General features: G+C 60.8%; 10 protein-coding genes. 6 read left to right on the top strand and 4 right to left on the bottom strand.

The genetic code is table 11. The features are described 5' to 3' along the window. The first annotated feature begins 164 nt into the window (after nt 1–164). Together ABH912_RS16185 and ABH912_RS16180 are read left to right on the top strand one after the other, a co-directional pair. Nucleotides 165–2,195 carry a methyl-accepting chemotaxis protein gene (locus ABH912_RS16185; RefSeq protein WP_429511113.1) on the top strand — a complete coding sequence of 677 codons (2,031 nt, stop codon included), beginning with the start codon at nt 165–167 and terminating at the stop codon, nt 2,193–2,195. A 159-nt stretch (nt 2,196–2,354) separates the two neighbouring features. After that, nucleotides 2,355–2,744 (top strand): hypothetical protein, encoded by a 390-nt coding sequence (locus ABH912_RS16180; RefSeq protein WP_429511112.1) that lies wholly within the window; start codon nt 2,355–2,357, stop codon nt 2,742–2,744. Here the strand turns inward: ABH912_RS16180 and ABH912_RS16175 are convergent, their stop codons facing one another. Together ABH912_RS16175 and cra are read right to left on the bottom strand one after the other, a co-directional pair. Next, on the bottom strand, nt 2,745–3,521 hold the full coding sequence (locus ABH912_RS16175) for a TatD family hydrolase (protein ID WP_429511111.1): 777 nt from the start codon (nt 3,519–3,521) through the stop codon (nt 2,745–2,747). Between the two features lie 3 nt (nt 3,522–3,524). Next, a complete protein-coding gene (cra, locus tag ABH912_RS16170; RefSeq protein WP_056742871.1) occupies nt 3,525–4,520 on the bottom strand; it encodes a catabolite repressor/activator in 996 nt (331 codons plus the stop codon). Between the two features lie 301 nt (nt 4,521–4,821). Here cra and ptsP point away from each other — a divergent pair, with 301 nt between their 5' ends. From ptsP to ABH912_RS16150, 4 genes are all read left to right on the top strand, one after another. Beyond that, entirely contained in the window at nt 4,822–7,683 is a 2,862-nt protein-coding gene (ptsP, locus tag ABH912_RS16165) for a phosphoenolpyruvate--protein phosphotransferase (protein ID WP_429511110.1), read from the top strand. Continuing rightward, on the top strand, nt 7,683–8,624 hold the full coding sequence (pfkB, locus tag ABH912_RS16160; protein ID WP_429511109.1) for a 1-phosphofructokinase: 942 nt from the start codon (nt 7,683–7,685) through the stop codon (nt 8,622–8,624). The genes ptsP and pfkB overlap by 1 nt, the downstream gene beginning before the upstream one ends. An 11-nt stretch (nt 8,625–8,635) precedes the next feature. Then, entirely contained in the window at nt 8,636–10,375 is a 1,740-nt protein-coding gene (locus tag ABH912_RS16155; protein ID WP_429511108.1) for a PTS fructose-like transporter subunit IIB, read from the top strand. A 169-nt stretch (nt 10,376–10,544) separates the two neighbouring features. After that, complete coding sequence (locus tag ABH912_RS16150; protein WP_429511107.1) at nt 10,545–12,086, top strand: alkaline phosphatase D family protein; 1,542 nt, start codon at nt 10,545–10,547, stop codon at nt 12,084–12,086. A gap of 132 nt (nt 12,087–12,218) precedes the next feature. Here the strand turns inward: ABH912_RS16150 and ABH912_RS16145 are convergent, their stop codons facing one another. Both ABH912_RS16145 and ABH912_RS16140 read right to left on the bottom strand, forming a co-directional pair. Continuing rightward, on the bottom strand, nt 12,219–12,638 hold the full coding sequence (locus ABH912_RS16145; protein WP_033058094.1) for an endonuclease domain-containing protein: 420 nt from the start codon (nt 12,636–12,638) through the stop codon (nt 12,219–12,221). A 223-nt stretch (nt 12,639–12,861) separates the two neighbouring features. Continuing rightward, on the bottom strand, nt 12,862–15,390 hold the full coding sequence (locus ABH912_RS16140; protein ID WP_429511106.1) for a PepSY domain-containing protein: 2,529 nt from the start codon (nt 15,388–15,390) through the stop codon (nt 12,862–12,864). Nucleotides 15,391–15,427: the final 37 nt, after the last annotated feature.

Here is a 15,427-nt window from a genome sequence, read left to right as displayed (position 1 = left end):
CGCAGGCTGCGCCAGCTGCTACCGGTCCGCGTGTATCCTGCCGTTAACCTTAAGTTACAAAACCTCCCGCCGATTTGAGCTATACAGAGACAGCGCCGAATAGTGGCTATCTGCTCTCGACCCGCGCCTGCCAATAAAAATAAGAAATCAAAGGGAGACTTCCAGTGAAGAGCTTGCTCTATCCCGCCGTCGCGCTGATGAATCGCCTGAGCTTTGGCATGAAGTTCAGTCTGATCAGCGTGCTGTTCCTTGTGCCGATGCTGGTGACTAACTTCTATCTGGTACGCGATTCCTATCGCGAATTCCAAGGCACCCGAGTCGAACTGCAAAGCCTCGACCTGCTGGGCAGCAGCCTGGCGTTACGGCGCGATCTGGAAACCCTGAACAACCTTGTGCAGATCAACGTCACCCTCGGTCAGTCCGGCAAGGCCGGCAATGTCGAGTCGCAGATTAGTACCCTGGGGCAAAGTGTGCTGACCCGTTTGCAAGGGCTGTCGGCGATGACCGCTGACCCCGAGCAAATCATGGTTTTCGATGGCAAACGCGATGAAATGATCGCCGCGTTCAAGGCCCAGCAAGCGGAAAACTCCCTGCAAAGCAAAAGCGCGATGATCGGCAAGTTGCTCGGTAACGCGCAAATTTTCAGTCAGATCATCGCCAGTCAGGCCGGCCTCAGCCGCGACACCCAGAGCGACATGCGCCAGCTGAGCGAACTCATTACCAATGTCACCCCGCCCGTGACTCAGCTTCTGGGTGAAGGTCGGGCAATGGGCTCTTTTTCGCTGGGGCAGGGTTTTCTCAACTCGGCATCGAGTACCCGTTTTGATGAGTTGCTGGCGCAGATCGAAAAACTGCACGCCGAATATGCCCTGAAGTTGCAAGACGCGCTGGGTTCCAGCAAAGCGGCACGTGAAACCCTGGCCGCTCAGGCCGATAGCAGCAAGGCGTCGTTGAAAAAGGCCAGTGAACTGTTCGAAGAGCAGGTGGTGATGGCCGACACGCTCGATGCGCCGTGGCAGGGCTTTTACGATCAGGTCACGGGCCTGATGGACCAGACGTACCAACTCAACGAAGCCACGCTGAAGTTTCTTGGCACCCAGCTGCAACAGCGACTGGAGCAGAACCGCACCCACATGGTCTTGCAGGCCGTGGCGTTGTCGGTGGTGTTTGTGCTGATTTTTTACCTCTACGGCGGCTTCTACGCCTCGACCCGCACCACCCTCAAGCGTCTTGGCGCGGTGATGGACAAAGTCGCGGCCGGCGACATGACGGTGACCTTCAGCGCCAATAGCCGCGATGAACTGGGTGAGTTGGGTGAGGTGTTCAACGGCACCGTGAAGAAAATCCATGACCTGATCGAGCGGGTCGGCCAGACCGTCAGTGAGGTCGAGCGCCAGGCCGGGCAGGTGGAAAACGTTTCCGCCCAGAGCAACCAGGCGGTGGCGGGGCAGCGCACGCAGATCGAACAGGTCGCCACGGCCATGAACCAGATGTCTGCCACCTCACTTGAGGTTGCACGCAGTGCCGCGGCAGCGGTCAGCAGCGCACACAGCGTCAACGACGAGACCATCAGCGGTCGCGGGCTGGTGGAATCCCAGCAAGGCAGCATCGCAGCCCTTGCCAGTGAGATCGATCAGTCGGTGCTGGTGATCAATCAACTGGCCAGCGACAGCCAGTCCATCAGCCGCGTGCTGGAGGTGATCAAAAGCATCGCCGAACAGACCAACCTTCTGGCCCTCAACGCCGCCATCGAAGCCGCTCGGGCCGGTGAGCAGGGGCGTGGTTTTGCGGTGGTGGCGGACGAGGTCCGGACCCTGGCCAAGCGCACCCAGCAATCGACCGAGGAAATCGAGCAGATGATCGCCAAGCTGCACAGCGGTGTCGGCGCTGCGGTGAAAGCGATGGGGACCAGTCATCAGATGGCCAGCGGCACGGTGGGTCAGTCGGAAAAGGTTCAGCAAGCGCTGGAAAACATCCTCGGTGCCGTCGGCATGATCGTCGATCAGAACCAGCAAATTGCCGCCGCGGTAGAGCAGCAGACCGCCGTGGCCCATGACATCGACCAGAATATTGTCGAAATCAACCGCGCCGGTGAGCGTACAGCCGAAGGTGCACACCAGACCGAGGACGCCAGTCGTGCGTTGTCGGCCCAGGTGGTGGAGTTGAAGCAGTTGATCAGCGCGTTCCGGGTTTGATGTCACACATCGGATCGAGTGTGGGAGTGGGCTTGCGCACAATCTGTAGTATTTGTTTCCTCTTCAGGTCGGCAATGTCCGGTTTTCCTCCGTTATCTGGTTTTTGGTCTTTAATGGAGGAAGATCAATCACTTGGACCTGCCCTGAGGAGGCTCGGTTATGTCTGCTGCAACGATTGGAATCCAGGGTCACTGCGCTCATTGCGGGAGCACACTCCTGCTCAAACCCTGGCAACTCAACGCCATTGCGATCAATGAAGTGTTCGCGTGTTCCCACTGCCAGAAAGCTTTGCAACTGAACGATCCGAAACAGATCAAGCGCTTCAAGTCCCTCGACTCCCTGGCATTGCTGCGGGCGAGCACGTTGGTCATGGTTTGCACCGCGTTGCTGGTGGCGTTGGTGTTGGAGTGGATCGGGATGTTCAGCGTCGTGGAGCAGCTGAATTTTTCGCTGTTGGCGATTTTCGTCTATTTCGCCGTCATGCGGTTTGCCCGGCACCGGCAACACATGACGCTGACGCTGGAAGCCGCCAAGGCCCACGCCGACTGATTACCAGTTGAACAGCTCACAAGCATTGGCCGTGCTGGCGGCGGCCAATTGCTCAGGGCTGATCGCCATGATCCCGGCCAGTGCCGAGCAGATTGCCGGCAGATGCGCCGGGCTGTTGCGTTGGCCGGGAAACATGGCGGGTGCCATGTCCGGCGAATCGGTTTCCAGTACCACCGATTCAATCGGCAATTCGGCAAGCACACGATGCATGCGTAACGCCTGAGGCCAGGTCGCGGCACCGCCCAGGCCTAATTTGAAACCGAGCTTGATGTATTCGCGGGCTTCTTCTTTGCTGCCGGCGAAGGCATGAATGATCCCCGCGCGTTTCAAGCGAAACCGTTTAAGCGTGGCAATTACAGCAGCGTGGCTGCGTCGCACATGTATCAGCGCTGGAAGGTTGAAGTCCGCCGCCAGCTGCAGTTGCGCATCGAACAACGCCTGTTGGCGTTCACGGTCCAGGGTTTCGATAAAGTAATCCAGACCGATCTCGCCCACCGCGCACAACTGCCGATGACCCGCCAGCCGGGTCAGCCAATCACCCAGTTCGTGTAAATCTTCAGGGCGATGATCATCCAGATACACCGGGTGCAGACCGAACGCCGCATGCAGGTCGGGATCGCTTTGCACCAGATCCCAGACGCGCTGCCAATTGCCCCGATAAACCCCCAGCACCACCATCCGCCGCACTCCGAGGGCGCGGCTCTCGGCCAACAACGCCGTGCGATCCTCGTCGAAGTCCGGAAAATCCAGATGAGTATGGCTGTCGATCAGCTCCACGGTTCAGTCCTGGCGAATACGCTGCTTGAAGGTCCGCGCGATGGCCTGCACGCCGGGTCGGTAATCCGATTGCTCGATGGCGGCCAGGGCCAGTTCCAGCGCTTTGTCGGCGATAAGCTGATGCTGCTGGGCCATGGCGTTGACCGGCAGCGGCAGGAAATCCAGCAGCTGCGTGTCGCCGAATGTGCCGAGGCGTAGCGGGCGGGTTTTGAGCGGGAAGTCGTGCAAGGCATCGAATACGCCCTGAAGCAACACGTAGGACGTGGTTACCAGCGCATCCGGCAAATGGCCCAGACGCTGTAGCAGTTCTTCCATCAACTGTTTGCCGCATTCACGGCTGAACGACTCACCGTGTTCGATCAGCACTTCGCCTTTGAACCCGTCCAACGCCTCTTTGAAACCACCCGCCCGTTCCTGGCTGATGCTCAGTTCGGGGCGTGCGCCGATCAGTGCGATCTGCTTGGGCAACGGGTCCAGTAGACTGCGGGTCAGTTGCAGGCTGGCCTCGCGGTCATCACTGATCACCGAACAGAAATGCTCAGGCTCCATGACCCGGTCGATCGCGATGATCGGAATGCCTTTGGCCTGCAATTGGCGATAGCTGTCATCGCCGGCCGGCAGGCAACTGGCAACGATCAACGCATCGCAGCGCCGGGCCCGGAACAGTTTCAGCAATTGCCGTTCGCTGTCCGGCGCATCGTCGGAGCTGGCGATCAGCAACTGATAGCCGCGAGCGCGGGCACCTTGTTCCAACAGTTTTGCGATTCGCGCGTAACTGGGGTTTTCCAGGTCCGGCAGAATGAAACCCAGGGTGCGGGTATGCCGGCTGCGCAGCCCGGCAGCCTGGGGGTTGGGCGTAAAGCCATGTTGTTCGACGACTGCGCGCACGCGCTCGACGGTGGCACTGCTGATACGTTGTTGTTCTGCCTTGCCATTGATGACATAGCTGGCGGTGGTAACGGACACACCGGCCAACTGGGCAATATCACTGAGTTTCAACCCGGGTTTTCCTTGTTTTTTCGAGCTTGCCCCGACATTTTCGCCAATCCTACCCGATTCAGGCAGACGACCATCGTCGTGACGCATCCGACAATTGGGCTTCAAGGATGAGACATTATCGAGTAACGTGCCAATCATTCTAGATTAAACGTTTCAGCAGGCGTATTTTCTACGTTATAGGCTCCTTTGACGGTTCTGCCGCGAAACCGCCAAAACTGCCCCTGAAAAGGTGTGCTTAAGAGCTTAAGCTGAATCATTCAAAACAATACCTGGCGTCACAAGACGCCAAAAAGGAGAAAGCATGCTCGAGCTCACCATAGAGCAGATATCCATGGGCCAATCGGCTGTGGATAAGTCCGCAGCGTTGCAACTGCTGGCCCAGCATCTGGTCGCCGATGGCCTGGTGGCCGAGGGTTATCTCGCCGGGTTGCAGGCGCGCGAAGCCCAGGGCTCGACCTTTCTCGGTCAAGGTATTGCCATCCCCCACGGTACGCCGGAAACCCGCGATCTGGTGTTTTCCACCGGCGTGCGACTGATGCAGTTCCCCGAAGGCGTGGACTGGGGCGACGGTCAGATCGTCTACCTGGCGATTGGTATTGCGGCCAAATCCGACGAACACCTGCGCTTGTTACAACTTCTTACCCGCGCCCTCGGCGAAACTGACCTCGGCCAGGCCCTGCGTCGCGCCGGTTCCGCCGAAGCCTTGCTGAAACTGCTGCAAGGCGCGCCGCAAGAATTGGCGCTGGATGCACAGATGATCGGCCTCGGTGTGTCCGCCGATGACTTCGAAGAGCTGGTCTGGCGCGGTGCGCGTTTGCTGCGTCAGGCCGATTGTGTGAGCAACGGTTTCTCTGCCGTGTTGCAACAAGTCGACGCGCTGCCATTGGGCGATGGCCTGTGGTGGTTGCACAGCGAGCAAACGGTCAAGCGCCCGGGCCTGGCCTTCGTTACGCCGGACAAACCCATGCGTTACCTCGGCCAGCCGCTCAGCGGTCTGTTTTGCCTGGCCAGCCTCGGTGAAGCCCATCAGGCCTTGCTCGAACGCCTTTGTGCGTTGCTGATCGAAGGTCGCGGCCACGAATTGGGCCGCGCCACCAGCAGCCGTAAAGTCCTCGAAGTCCTTGGCGGTGAGCTGCCGGCCGATTGGCCCAGCGCTCGCATCGCCCTGGCCAACGCCCACGGCTTGCACGCACGTCCGGCGAAGATCCTCGCGCAACTGGCGAAAAGTTTTGAAGGTGAAATCCGCGTACGCATCGTCGATGGCCAGGACAGCGCTGTGTCGGTGAAGAGCTTGAGCAAACTGCTCAGCCTCGGCGCCCGTCGCGGTCAGGTTCTGGAATTTGTCGCTGAACCGAGCATCTCCGCCGATGCCTTGCCAGCCTTGCTGGCCGCCATCGAAGAAGGCCTCGGTGAAGAAGTCGAGCCGCTGCCAGCCGTGAGCCAACAGCGCGAAGTGATCGCCGATGTGGCCGAAGTGGTCCTCGCGCCAGCCTCCGGCAGTCTGGTTCAGGCCATCGCCGCCGCACCGGGCATCGCCATCGGCCCGGCGCACATTCAAGTGCTGCAAATCATTGAATACCCGCTGCGCGGTGAGTCTGCCGCAATCGAGCGTGAGCGCCTCCAACAGGCGTTGGCGGACGTGCGTCGCGACATTGAAGGCCTGATCGAACGCAGCAAGTCCAAGGCTATTCGTGAAATTTTCATCACCCACCAGGAAATGCTCGACGACCCGGAATTGACCGATGAAGTCGACACCCGTCTCAAGCAGGGCGAAAGCGCCGAAGCGGCGTGGATGGCGGTGATTGAAGCGGCGGCCAAACAACAGGAATCGCTTCAGGACGCCTTGCTCGCCGAGCGTGCCGCCGACTTGCGTGATATCGGCCGTCGAGTGCTGGCGCAACTGAGTGGCGTCGAATCCCCGAGCGAGCCGGAGCAACCGTACATTCTGGTGATGGATGAAGTCGGTCCGTCCGACGTCGCCCGCCTTGATCCGGCGCGTGTCGCCGGGATCCTCACCGCCCGTGGTGGCGCCACCGCACACAGTGCGATTGTTGCCCGAGCCCTCGGTATTCCAGCGCTGGTCGGCGCCGGCCCGGCCGTGTTGCTGCTGGCGCCGGGCACGCCGTTGCTGATTGATGGCCAACGCGGCCGCCTGCACGTGGACGCCGACGCGGCGACCTTGCAGCGCGCCACCGAAGAACGCGACACCCGCGAGCTGCGTCTGAAAGCGGCCGCCGAACAACGTCATCAACCGGCACTGACCACTGACGGACATGCGGTCGAAGTGTTCGCCAACATCGGCGAAAGCGCCGGCGTGACCAGCGCGGTGGAGCAGGGTGCCGAAGGCATTGGCCTGCTGCGCACCGAACTGATTTTCATGGCTCACTCGCAAGCGCCGGACGAGGCGACCCAGGAAGTCGAATACCGTCGCGTCCTCGATGGTCTGGCCGGTCGGCCGCTGGTGGTGCGTACTCTCGATGTCGGTGGCGACAAACCGCTGCCGTATTGGCCGATCGCCAAAGAAGAAAACCCGTTCCTCGGCGTTCGCGGTATTCGTCTGACCCTGCAACGTCCGCACATCATGGAAGCGCAATTGCGTGCGTTGCTCCGTGCGGCGGACAACCGTCCATTGCGGATCATGTTTCCCATGGTCGGCAGCGTCGATGAATGGCGCCAGGCGCGGGACATGACCGAACGTCTGCGTCTGGAAATTCCGGTTGCCGACCTGCAACTGGGGATCATGATTGAAGTGCCGTCGGCTGCGTTGCTGGCGCCGGTGCTGGCCAAAGAGGTCGACTTCTTCAGCGTCGGCACCAATGACCTGACCCAATACACCCTGGCCATCGACCGTGGTCACCCAACCTTGTCGGCCCAGGCTGACGGCTTGCACCCGGCGGTGCTGCAACTGATCGACATCACCGTGCGTGCGGCGCATGCCAACGGCAAGTGGGTCGGCGTGTGCGGGGAGTTGGCGGCCGATCCGCTGGCGGTGCCGGTGCTGGTCGGTCTCGGTGTGGATGAGTTGAGCGTGTCCGGTCGCAGCATCGCCGAGGTCAAGGCGCGGGTTCGCGAACTCAGCCTGGCGCAGACCAAAATCCTTGCCCAACAGGCCCTGGCCGTGGGCAGCGCAAACGAAGTGCGCGCATTAGTGGAGGCCCTGTAATGGCCAAGATCCTGACCCTGACCCTCAACCCGGCGCTGGACCTCACGGTCCAGTTGCCGTTGCTTACCCCCGGCCAAGTCAACCGTAGCGACGAGATGCACACGCATGCCGCCGGTAAAGGCGTGAACGTGGCACAGGTGCTGGCGGACCTCGGGCATCAGCTCACGGTCAGCGGTTTCCTCGGGGAGGACAACCCTCAAGCGTTCGAAACCCTGTTCGCCAAACGCGGGTTTGTCGACGCGTTCATCCGTGTTCCGGGTGAGACGCGCAGCAACATCAAACTGGCGGAAGGCAATGGACGCATCACCGACATCAACGGTCCCGGACCCTTGGTGAGTGAAGCCGCGCAGCAGGCATTGCTTGATCGACTTGATCAAATCGCTCCCGGTCATGACGCGGTCGTCGTTGCCGGCAGCCTGCCCCAAGGCATCAGTCCTCAGTGGTTGCAGGCGTTGATTGTGCGTTTGAAAAATCTCGGTTTGAACGTGGCGCTGGACAGCAGTGGCGAAGCTTTGCGGGCCGCGCTCAATGCCGGCCCGTGGCTGATCAAGCCGAACACCGAAGAGCTGGCCGACGTGCTGGGCTGCGATGTGGTTTCGGTGGCTGCGCAAGCGCAAGCCGCGAGCCGCTTGCACGCTCAAGGCATCGAGCACGTGGTGATCTCCGACGGTGCTGACGGTGTGAACTGGTTCAGTGTCGGCTCGGCGATGCATGCCACGCCGCCCAAGGTCAGTGTCGTCAGCACCGTGGGCGCAGGCGATTCGTTACTGGCCGGCATGCTCCACGGTTTGCTCAGCGCCGACACGCCTGAACAAACCTTGCGCACCGCCACGGCGATTGCCGCGATGGCGGTCACCCAGATCGGTTTTGGTATTGGCGACGCCACGCAGTTGGCGCGGCTTGAACAGGGTGTGCGCGTGCGCCCCCTGACAGAACAATAAGAGGGTTTGTCATGAAGTTAGCCATTGTTACGGCCTGCCCGAACGGCATGGTCACCAGTGTGCTGTGCGCCCGCTTGCTTGATGCAGCGGCCCAGCGTCAGGGCTGGAGCACCAGTGTCGAAGTCAACGATGCCGCGCACCCTGAACGTCAATTATCGGCGGCCACGATTGAGGCGGCCGAGTGGGTGTTGTTGGTGACCAGCGCGCCGGTGGATATGTCGCGATTCGTCGGCAAGCGGGTGTTCCAGAGCACCCCGGCGCAAGCCCTGCAAGATGTTGAAGCGGTGCTGCGTCGTGGTGCTGAAGAGGCCCAGGTTTACGTCGTCCCGGAAGCCGTGGCCGAGCCTGCCGCCCTGGTAAAAAACGCCCCGCGTCTGGTCGCGATTACCGCGTGCCCGACCGGCGTCGCTCACACCTTCATGGCCGCGGAGGCTTTGCAGCAAGCGGCCAAGCGTCTGGGTTACGACCTGCAAGTGGAAACCCAGGGCTCGGTCGGTGCGCGCAATCCGTTGAGTGCAGCGGCGATTGCCAATGCGGACGTGGTGCTGCTGGCCTGCGATATCGAAGTCGCCACCGATCGTTTCGCCGGCAAGAAGATTTACCGTTGCGGCACCGGCATCGCCCTCAAGCAAGCCGAAGCGACGCTGAACAAAGCGTTGGCCGAAGGCACGCAGGAAACCGCTTCGAGCGGTGCCAAAGGCCCGGCCAAGCAAGAGAAAACCGGTGTCTACAAACACCTGCTGACGGGCGTGTCGTTCATGCTGCCGATGGTGGTAGCGGGCGGTCTGATGATCGCCTTGTCGTTTGTGTTCGGCATTACGGCGTTCAAGGAGCCGGGCACATTGGCGGCGGCGCTGATGCAGATCGGCGGCGAGACTGCGTTCAAGTTGATGGTGCCACTGCTGGCGGGTTACATCGCCTACTCGATCGCCGACCGTCCGGGCCTGGCGCCGGGGATGATTGGCGGTCTGCTGGCAAGTACTTTGGGGGCCGGTTTTATCGGCGGGATCATTGCCGGTTTCATCGCCGGTTACGCGGCGCAGGCGATCAACCGTTATGCGCGCTTGCCACAAAGTCTTGAGGCGCTGAAACCGATCCTGATCATCCCGTTGCTGGCGAGTCTGTTCACCGGTCTGGTGATGATCTATGTGGTCGGCAAACCGGTGGCCGGGATGCTCGAAGGGCTCACGCACTTCCTCGACAGCATGGGTACCACCAACGCGATTCTGCTCGGTGTGTTGCTGGGCGGGATGATGTGCGTCGACCTTGGCGGGCCGATCAACAAAGCCGCGTATGCGTTCTCGGTGGGGCTGCTGGCGTCGCAAAGCTATGCACCGATGGCCGCGACCATGGCGGCCGGCATGGTGCCGCCGATTGGTCTGGGCATCGCTACGTTTATTGCGCGGCGCAAGTTCGCCCAGACCGAACGCGAGGCCGGTAAAGCGGCGTTGGTCTTGGGGTTGTGCTTCATCTCCGAAGGCGCGATCCCGTTTGCCGCGAAAGACCCGCTACGGGTGATCCCGGCGAGCATTGCCGGTGGTGCGCTGACCGGTGCGTTGTCGATGTATTTCGGCTGCAAACTGATGGCGCCGCACGGCGGATTGTTCGTGCTGGCGATCCCGAATGCGATCAACCATGCGCTGTTGTACCTGCTGGCGATTGTGGCCGGGAGTCTGCTGACGGCGGTGGCGTATGCGCTGCTCAAGCGGCCGGAAGCGGTCGAGCTGGCACTGGAACCCGCCAACGCCTGACACCCCACCGCACTACTGTAGGCGTGAGCCTGCTCGCGATAGCGGTTTAGCAGTCACCATTTTCGTTGAATGTTAAGTCGCTATCGCGAGCAGGCTCACTCCTACAAAGGGACGTGTCACACCGGTTTCATGGGCATGTGCTTAAGTTTTCCTTTTCAGGGAGAACACCATGAGCGAATTCGACCTCGGCCGCCGTCGTGTCATACAAGCCGTCGGTGCCGGGCTGTTGTTGCCAGGCCTGGCGCCGGCGGTGATTGCTTCGGTCAAGGATCGTCCGCAACTCACCGATGGCGTGCAGTCCGGCGACGTACTGGGCGACCGGGCGATGATCTGGAGTCGTTGTGATCGCCCGGCGCGCATGGTGGTGGAGTGGGACACCCGCAGTCTGTTCACCAACCCCCGTCGTTTTGTCTCGCCATTGGCCGACTCCACTACCGATTTCACTACCCGCGTCGAACTCACTGGCCTGCCCGCCGACCAGGCGATTTTCTACCGCGTGCTCTTCGAAGACGCCCAGAGCGGTGTCGCCAGCGAACCCTGGTTTGGCCATCTGCGCAGCGTGCCGCAAACCCGTCGTGACATCCGTTTCGTCTGGAGCGGCGACACCGCCGGCCAGGGCTTCGGCATCAACCCGGACATCGGCGGCATGCGCATCTACGATGCCATGCGTTTGCGCCTGCCAGACTTCTTTATCCACAGCGGCGACACCATCTACGCCGACGGTCCCATACCTGCGCAGCTCACCACAGAGAGCGGCCGCGTGTGGCGAAACATCACCACTGAAGCCAAGAGCAAAGTCGCCGAAACCCTCGACGACTATCGCGGCAATTACCGCTACAACCTGATGGACGAAAACATCCGCCGCTTCAACGCCGAGGTCCCGCAGATCTGGCAATGGGACGATCATGAAGTGGTGAACAACTGGTCGCCGGGCAAGCAGTTGGATGATCGCTACAAGAGCAAAGATATCCACAGCCTGGTCGGTCGCGCGCGTCAGGCCTGGCTTGAATACGCACCGATGCGGTTGCAGAGCGCCGATGACGGCGGGCGGATTTATCGCAAGCTCGGTTATGGGCCATTGCTTGATGTGTTCGTGCTCGACATGCGCAGCTATCGCGGGGCCAATGATGCCAACCTGGGTGCCGCTAAACCGTTCCTCGGACGTGAACAGCTGGACTGGCTCAAGCGTGAATTGAAGGCCTCCAATGCCCAGTGGAAAGTCATTGCTGCTGATATGCCGATCGGCCTCGGCGTATCGGATGGTGAAGTCAGCCCCGGTGTGGCGCGCTGGGAAGCCGTGGCCAATGGTGATCCGGGACCGGCCCAGGGGCGTGAACTGGAAATCGCCGAATTGTTGGGTTTTCTGCGGGCGCAGCAGGTGCGCAATTTCGTCTGGCTGACGGCGGATGTGCATTACTGCGCCGCGCACCATTACCACCCGGACCGTGCGGCGTTTCAGGATTTCGAACCCTTCTGGGAGTTTGTCGCCGGACCTTTGAATGCGGGGAGCTTCGGGCCTGATGTGCTGGATAAAACCTTTGGCCCGGACGTGGTGTTCGAGAAAGCACCGCCGGCACAGAACACCTCACCGTTTGCCGGGTTTCAGTTTTTTGGTGAGGTGAATATTGATGGGCAGACGGGGGAGATGAGTGTGGTGTTGCGGGATCTGGATGGGGTTGGGGTGTTTGAGCAGAAGTTGCAGCCAGTCTGATAGATCCACCCCTCACCCCAGCCCTCTCCCCAGAGGGGAGAGGGAGCCGATCGAAGTGTCTCCCGTAATCCATCGACCTGAAAAATCGAGTCGATTGTGGATTCGGCACAGCACTTTCAGGTCGCAGAAACTCTAAAGAAACCCACGGTCAGTCCCCTCTCCCTCCGGGAGAGGGTTAGGGTGAGGGGGCGATGTTCGATTCGCCGCAAACCTCAGGATTTGCTCAAGCACGTCACTCATCCTCTCAATGACCTCCAGATTGCTAAACCGCACAACCTCAATACCTTGCTGCTGAAGGTAAAGCGTTCGACGCTGGTCATGTATTTTTGCCGCCGTCTCGTAATGCTGACCACCATCGAGTTCGATGGCCAACTTCAGTTCCACGCAATAAAAATCCAGGATGTACGGCGGGCATGGAAACTGCCGACGAAACTTCAGATTGGCGATTTGCCGAGAACGGAGTTTTTGCCAGAGGAGCAGTTCGCAGTCGGTTTGGTGGGTGCGCAGATGGCGGGCGAATTGGCGTTGGTTGGAGGAGGGGCGGGTGGGCATGCTTCACGTCCGTGTGAAGGGGGATGGAGGTTTAACTGTAGCCGAGGTTTTGTCGTTTGCTTGTAGAACCACCCCTCTCCCCACGGGGGAGAGGGGGAAAGGGAGCCGATCTTCATCGTATCCAAACCTGAGTTCGACTCGATTTTTCAGGTCGATGTAACTCTAAGAACAACTCGGTCAGTCCCCTCTCCCTCTGGGAGAGGGCTAGGGTGAGGGAGGCTTTTTAGTAGACGTCACGCCGATACCGACCTTGCTCAATCAGGCGATCAACCTCTGCAATCCCAAGCAATTCGTTGAGCACGTGGTCCACCCCCGAAGCCATCCCTTGCAAGCTGCCGCAGATGTAAATGACCGCACCCTCGGCCAACCACTTCTTCAACTCCCCAGCCGACTCACGCAGTCGATCCTGCACATAAATCTTCTCGGCCTGATCCCGCGAGAACGCCAGGTCCAGCCGCTCCAGATCCCCCGAAATCAACCATTCTTCCAGCTCATCGCGACACAGATAGTCATGCTCGCGATTGCGTTCGCCGAACAACAGCCAATGACGTTGCTGCCCATTGGCGATCCGTGCCTTGAGCAAACTGCGCAGCCCGGCCAGGCCGGTGCCATTGCCCAGCAGGATCATCGGCACGGGTTCGTTCGGTAGATGGAAACCGCTGTTGCGCCGCACGCGCAGGCTGATGGTGCCGCCCACCGTGGCGTGTTCGGTCAGCCAGCCGGAACCAACACCCAGGCTACCGTCGGGATGAAGTTCCTGGCGCACGATCAGTTCGAGTACGCCATCGGCGGCGATCGAGGCGATGGAGTATTCGCGCATGGCCAGGGGCACCAGCGCATTCACCAGCGCCTGGGCATGCAGGCCGACCAGGTGAGCTCTGTTTTCCGGCAGTTGTCGACTGGCGAGGGCTTGCTCTAGCGGTTGCGACAGGTCATCGAGCGTAACCGTGGCGCGACCGTCAATGCCCAGGCCATCGAGGAAATGCTCGATCGCCCACGGACAATTGCGCGGCAACACTTCCACCAGGTCACCGGCCAGCCAACTGCTGGTGGTGGGGGCGGTGAGGCCCAGCAAGTACACAGCAGAACCCGTGCTGTCAGGGTTGAGCAGTTCGCGGCGGGTCAGGGTCCAGTTGTCATAGCTTGGTGCTTGCCAGGTGTCCACGGGCGCCTGTCCGGTCAGCAGGCCCAGTTGCTGCTGCCAGTGACGCAAGGCGTAAGGGTCGCCGCTGTCGACCTCCACCGGGGCGAACAGGGTCTTGCCGCCGTGCTCGCCCAGCCACGTGTGCAAGCGTCGAGCGAAACCGCAGAAATGTTGGTACTGGCGATCGCCAATCCCAAGCACGGCGTAGTTCAGGCTTTCCAGGCCCAACGTCCGGCCCAGCACTTTGCGCTCAAAACCCCGGGCGCTGTCCGGCGCTTCACCGTCGCCGAAGGTGCTGACCACGAACAGTGCGTTGCTGGATTCACGCAAGTCCTGCGCGCTGACATTCGCCAACGGCTGAACCTTCACCGGCAGGCCGGCCGCCTGCAATTGCCCGGCGGTCTGCCACGCCAGTTGTTCGGCAAAGCCGCTTTGGCTGGCGAAGCCGATCAACCAGGCGGGTGTATTGCTGCCTGTTTGCGCGAAGCCTGCGCGGGCATCCTTGATCTGTTTTTTCTTGCGTCGACGATCGAGGTACAACAACCAACCGGTGACGAAAAACAGTGGCATCGTCAGCGCACTGATCGTCAGGATGACGCGCCCGATGATTCCGAAATAGCTGCCGACGTGCAGCGCGTAAATGCTGGTCAGCAGTTGCGCCTTGAGGCTCTTGTCGCTGTAGCGGTCATGCCGCTTGACGATGCCGGTGGCCGGATCCAGCGTGATCTGGTTCAGCGCACGGTCGTGGGGCGAGCTGTTCAACAGGTAGAACACGGTGGCCGGCTGCCCGGCCACGGACGGCATGCGGATGTTGTAGGCACTCAGTGCCGGGCCAGCGGCGCTGTAGATGCTGCTCCACATCGCGGCGTAATCGGCGGTGGGGGCCGGGCCGCTTGGCGCAGGGCCGCGACCGCCACGAACACGCTCGTTCTGCGGTGAGTCGGAAAGCAATCGGGTCAGGCCCTTGTTGTACCACTCATAGGACCAGGACAACCCGGTGAGCGCTGCCAGGAGGTAAAACACCAGGCACCAGGTGCCGGCGACGGAGTGCAAATCCCAGTTGAAGCTGCGGCCCTTTTTCTTCCAGTCGAGGGTCAGCCAGGCGCGCCAGCTTTTCCACTGGCGCGGCCAGCGCAGGTAAAGGCCGGACAGGCAGAAGAACACCAGTATCAGCGTACAGGCACCGGTGATTTGCCGACCGGTATCGCCCATGGCGAGGAAGCGGTGCAGTTGCAGCATCAGGCCGAAGAAATCCTGGCCGGTGGCGTCGCCCATGAACTCGGCGGTGTACGGGTCGAAGTAGCGCATCTGCCCACGGCGCTCGCCCGGTGGCGGGGTAAAGATCACACGCGCGGCGTTACCGCTGTCGGTCTCAACCCAGAGCATCGAAACTTTCTTGCCCGAGGCACCCTCGATTTTTTCCACCAGTTCGGCGGGTGGCAGGACGCCAGCGACCTGCTTCTCGACTTGCAGCACAGAAGGGTTCAGCGCGCGCAGGATTTCATCCTGAAACGACACCGTCGCCCCGGTGATGCCCATCAGGGCCAGGACCAGTCCGGCGCTGATGCCGAAAAACCAGTGCAACTGGAACAGGGTTTTCTTCAACACGTCACTCGCCTTGTTCGTTCGGAAATAATGATCACGG

It is taken from the genome of Pseudomonas sp. BT76 TE3572 (genome assembly GCF_050435365.1).
GTDB lineage: Bacteria > Pseudomonadota > Gammaproteobacteria > Pseudomonadales > Pseudomonadaceae > Aquipseudomonas > Aquipseudomonas fluorescens_W.
The sequence above is the reverse complement of the archived record's forward strand: the minus strand, read 5'-3'. Positions and strand labels throughout refer to the sequence as shown.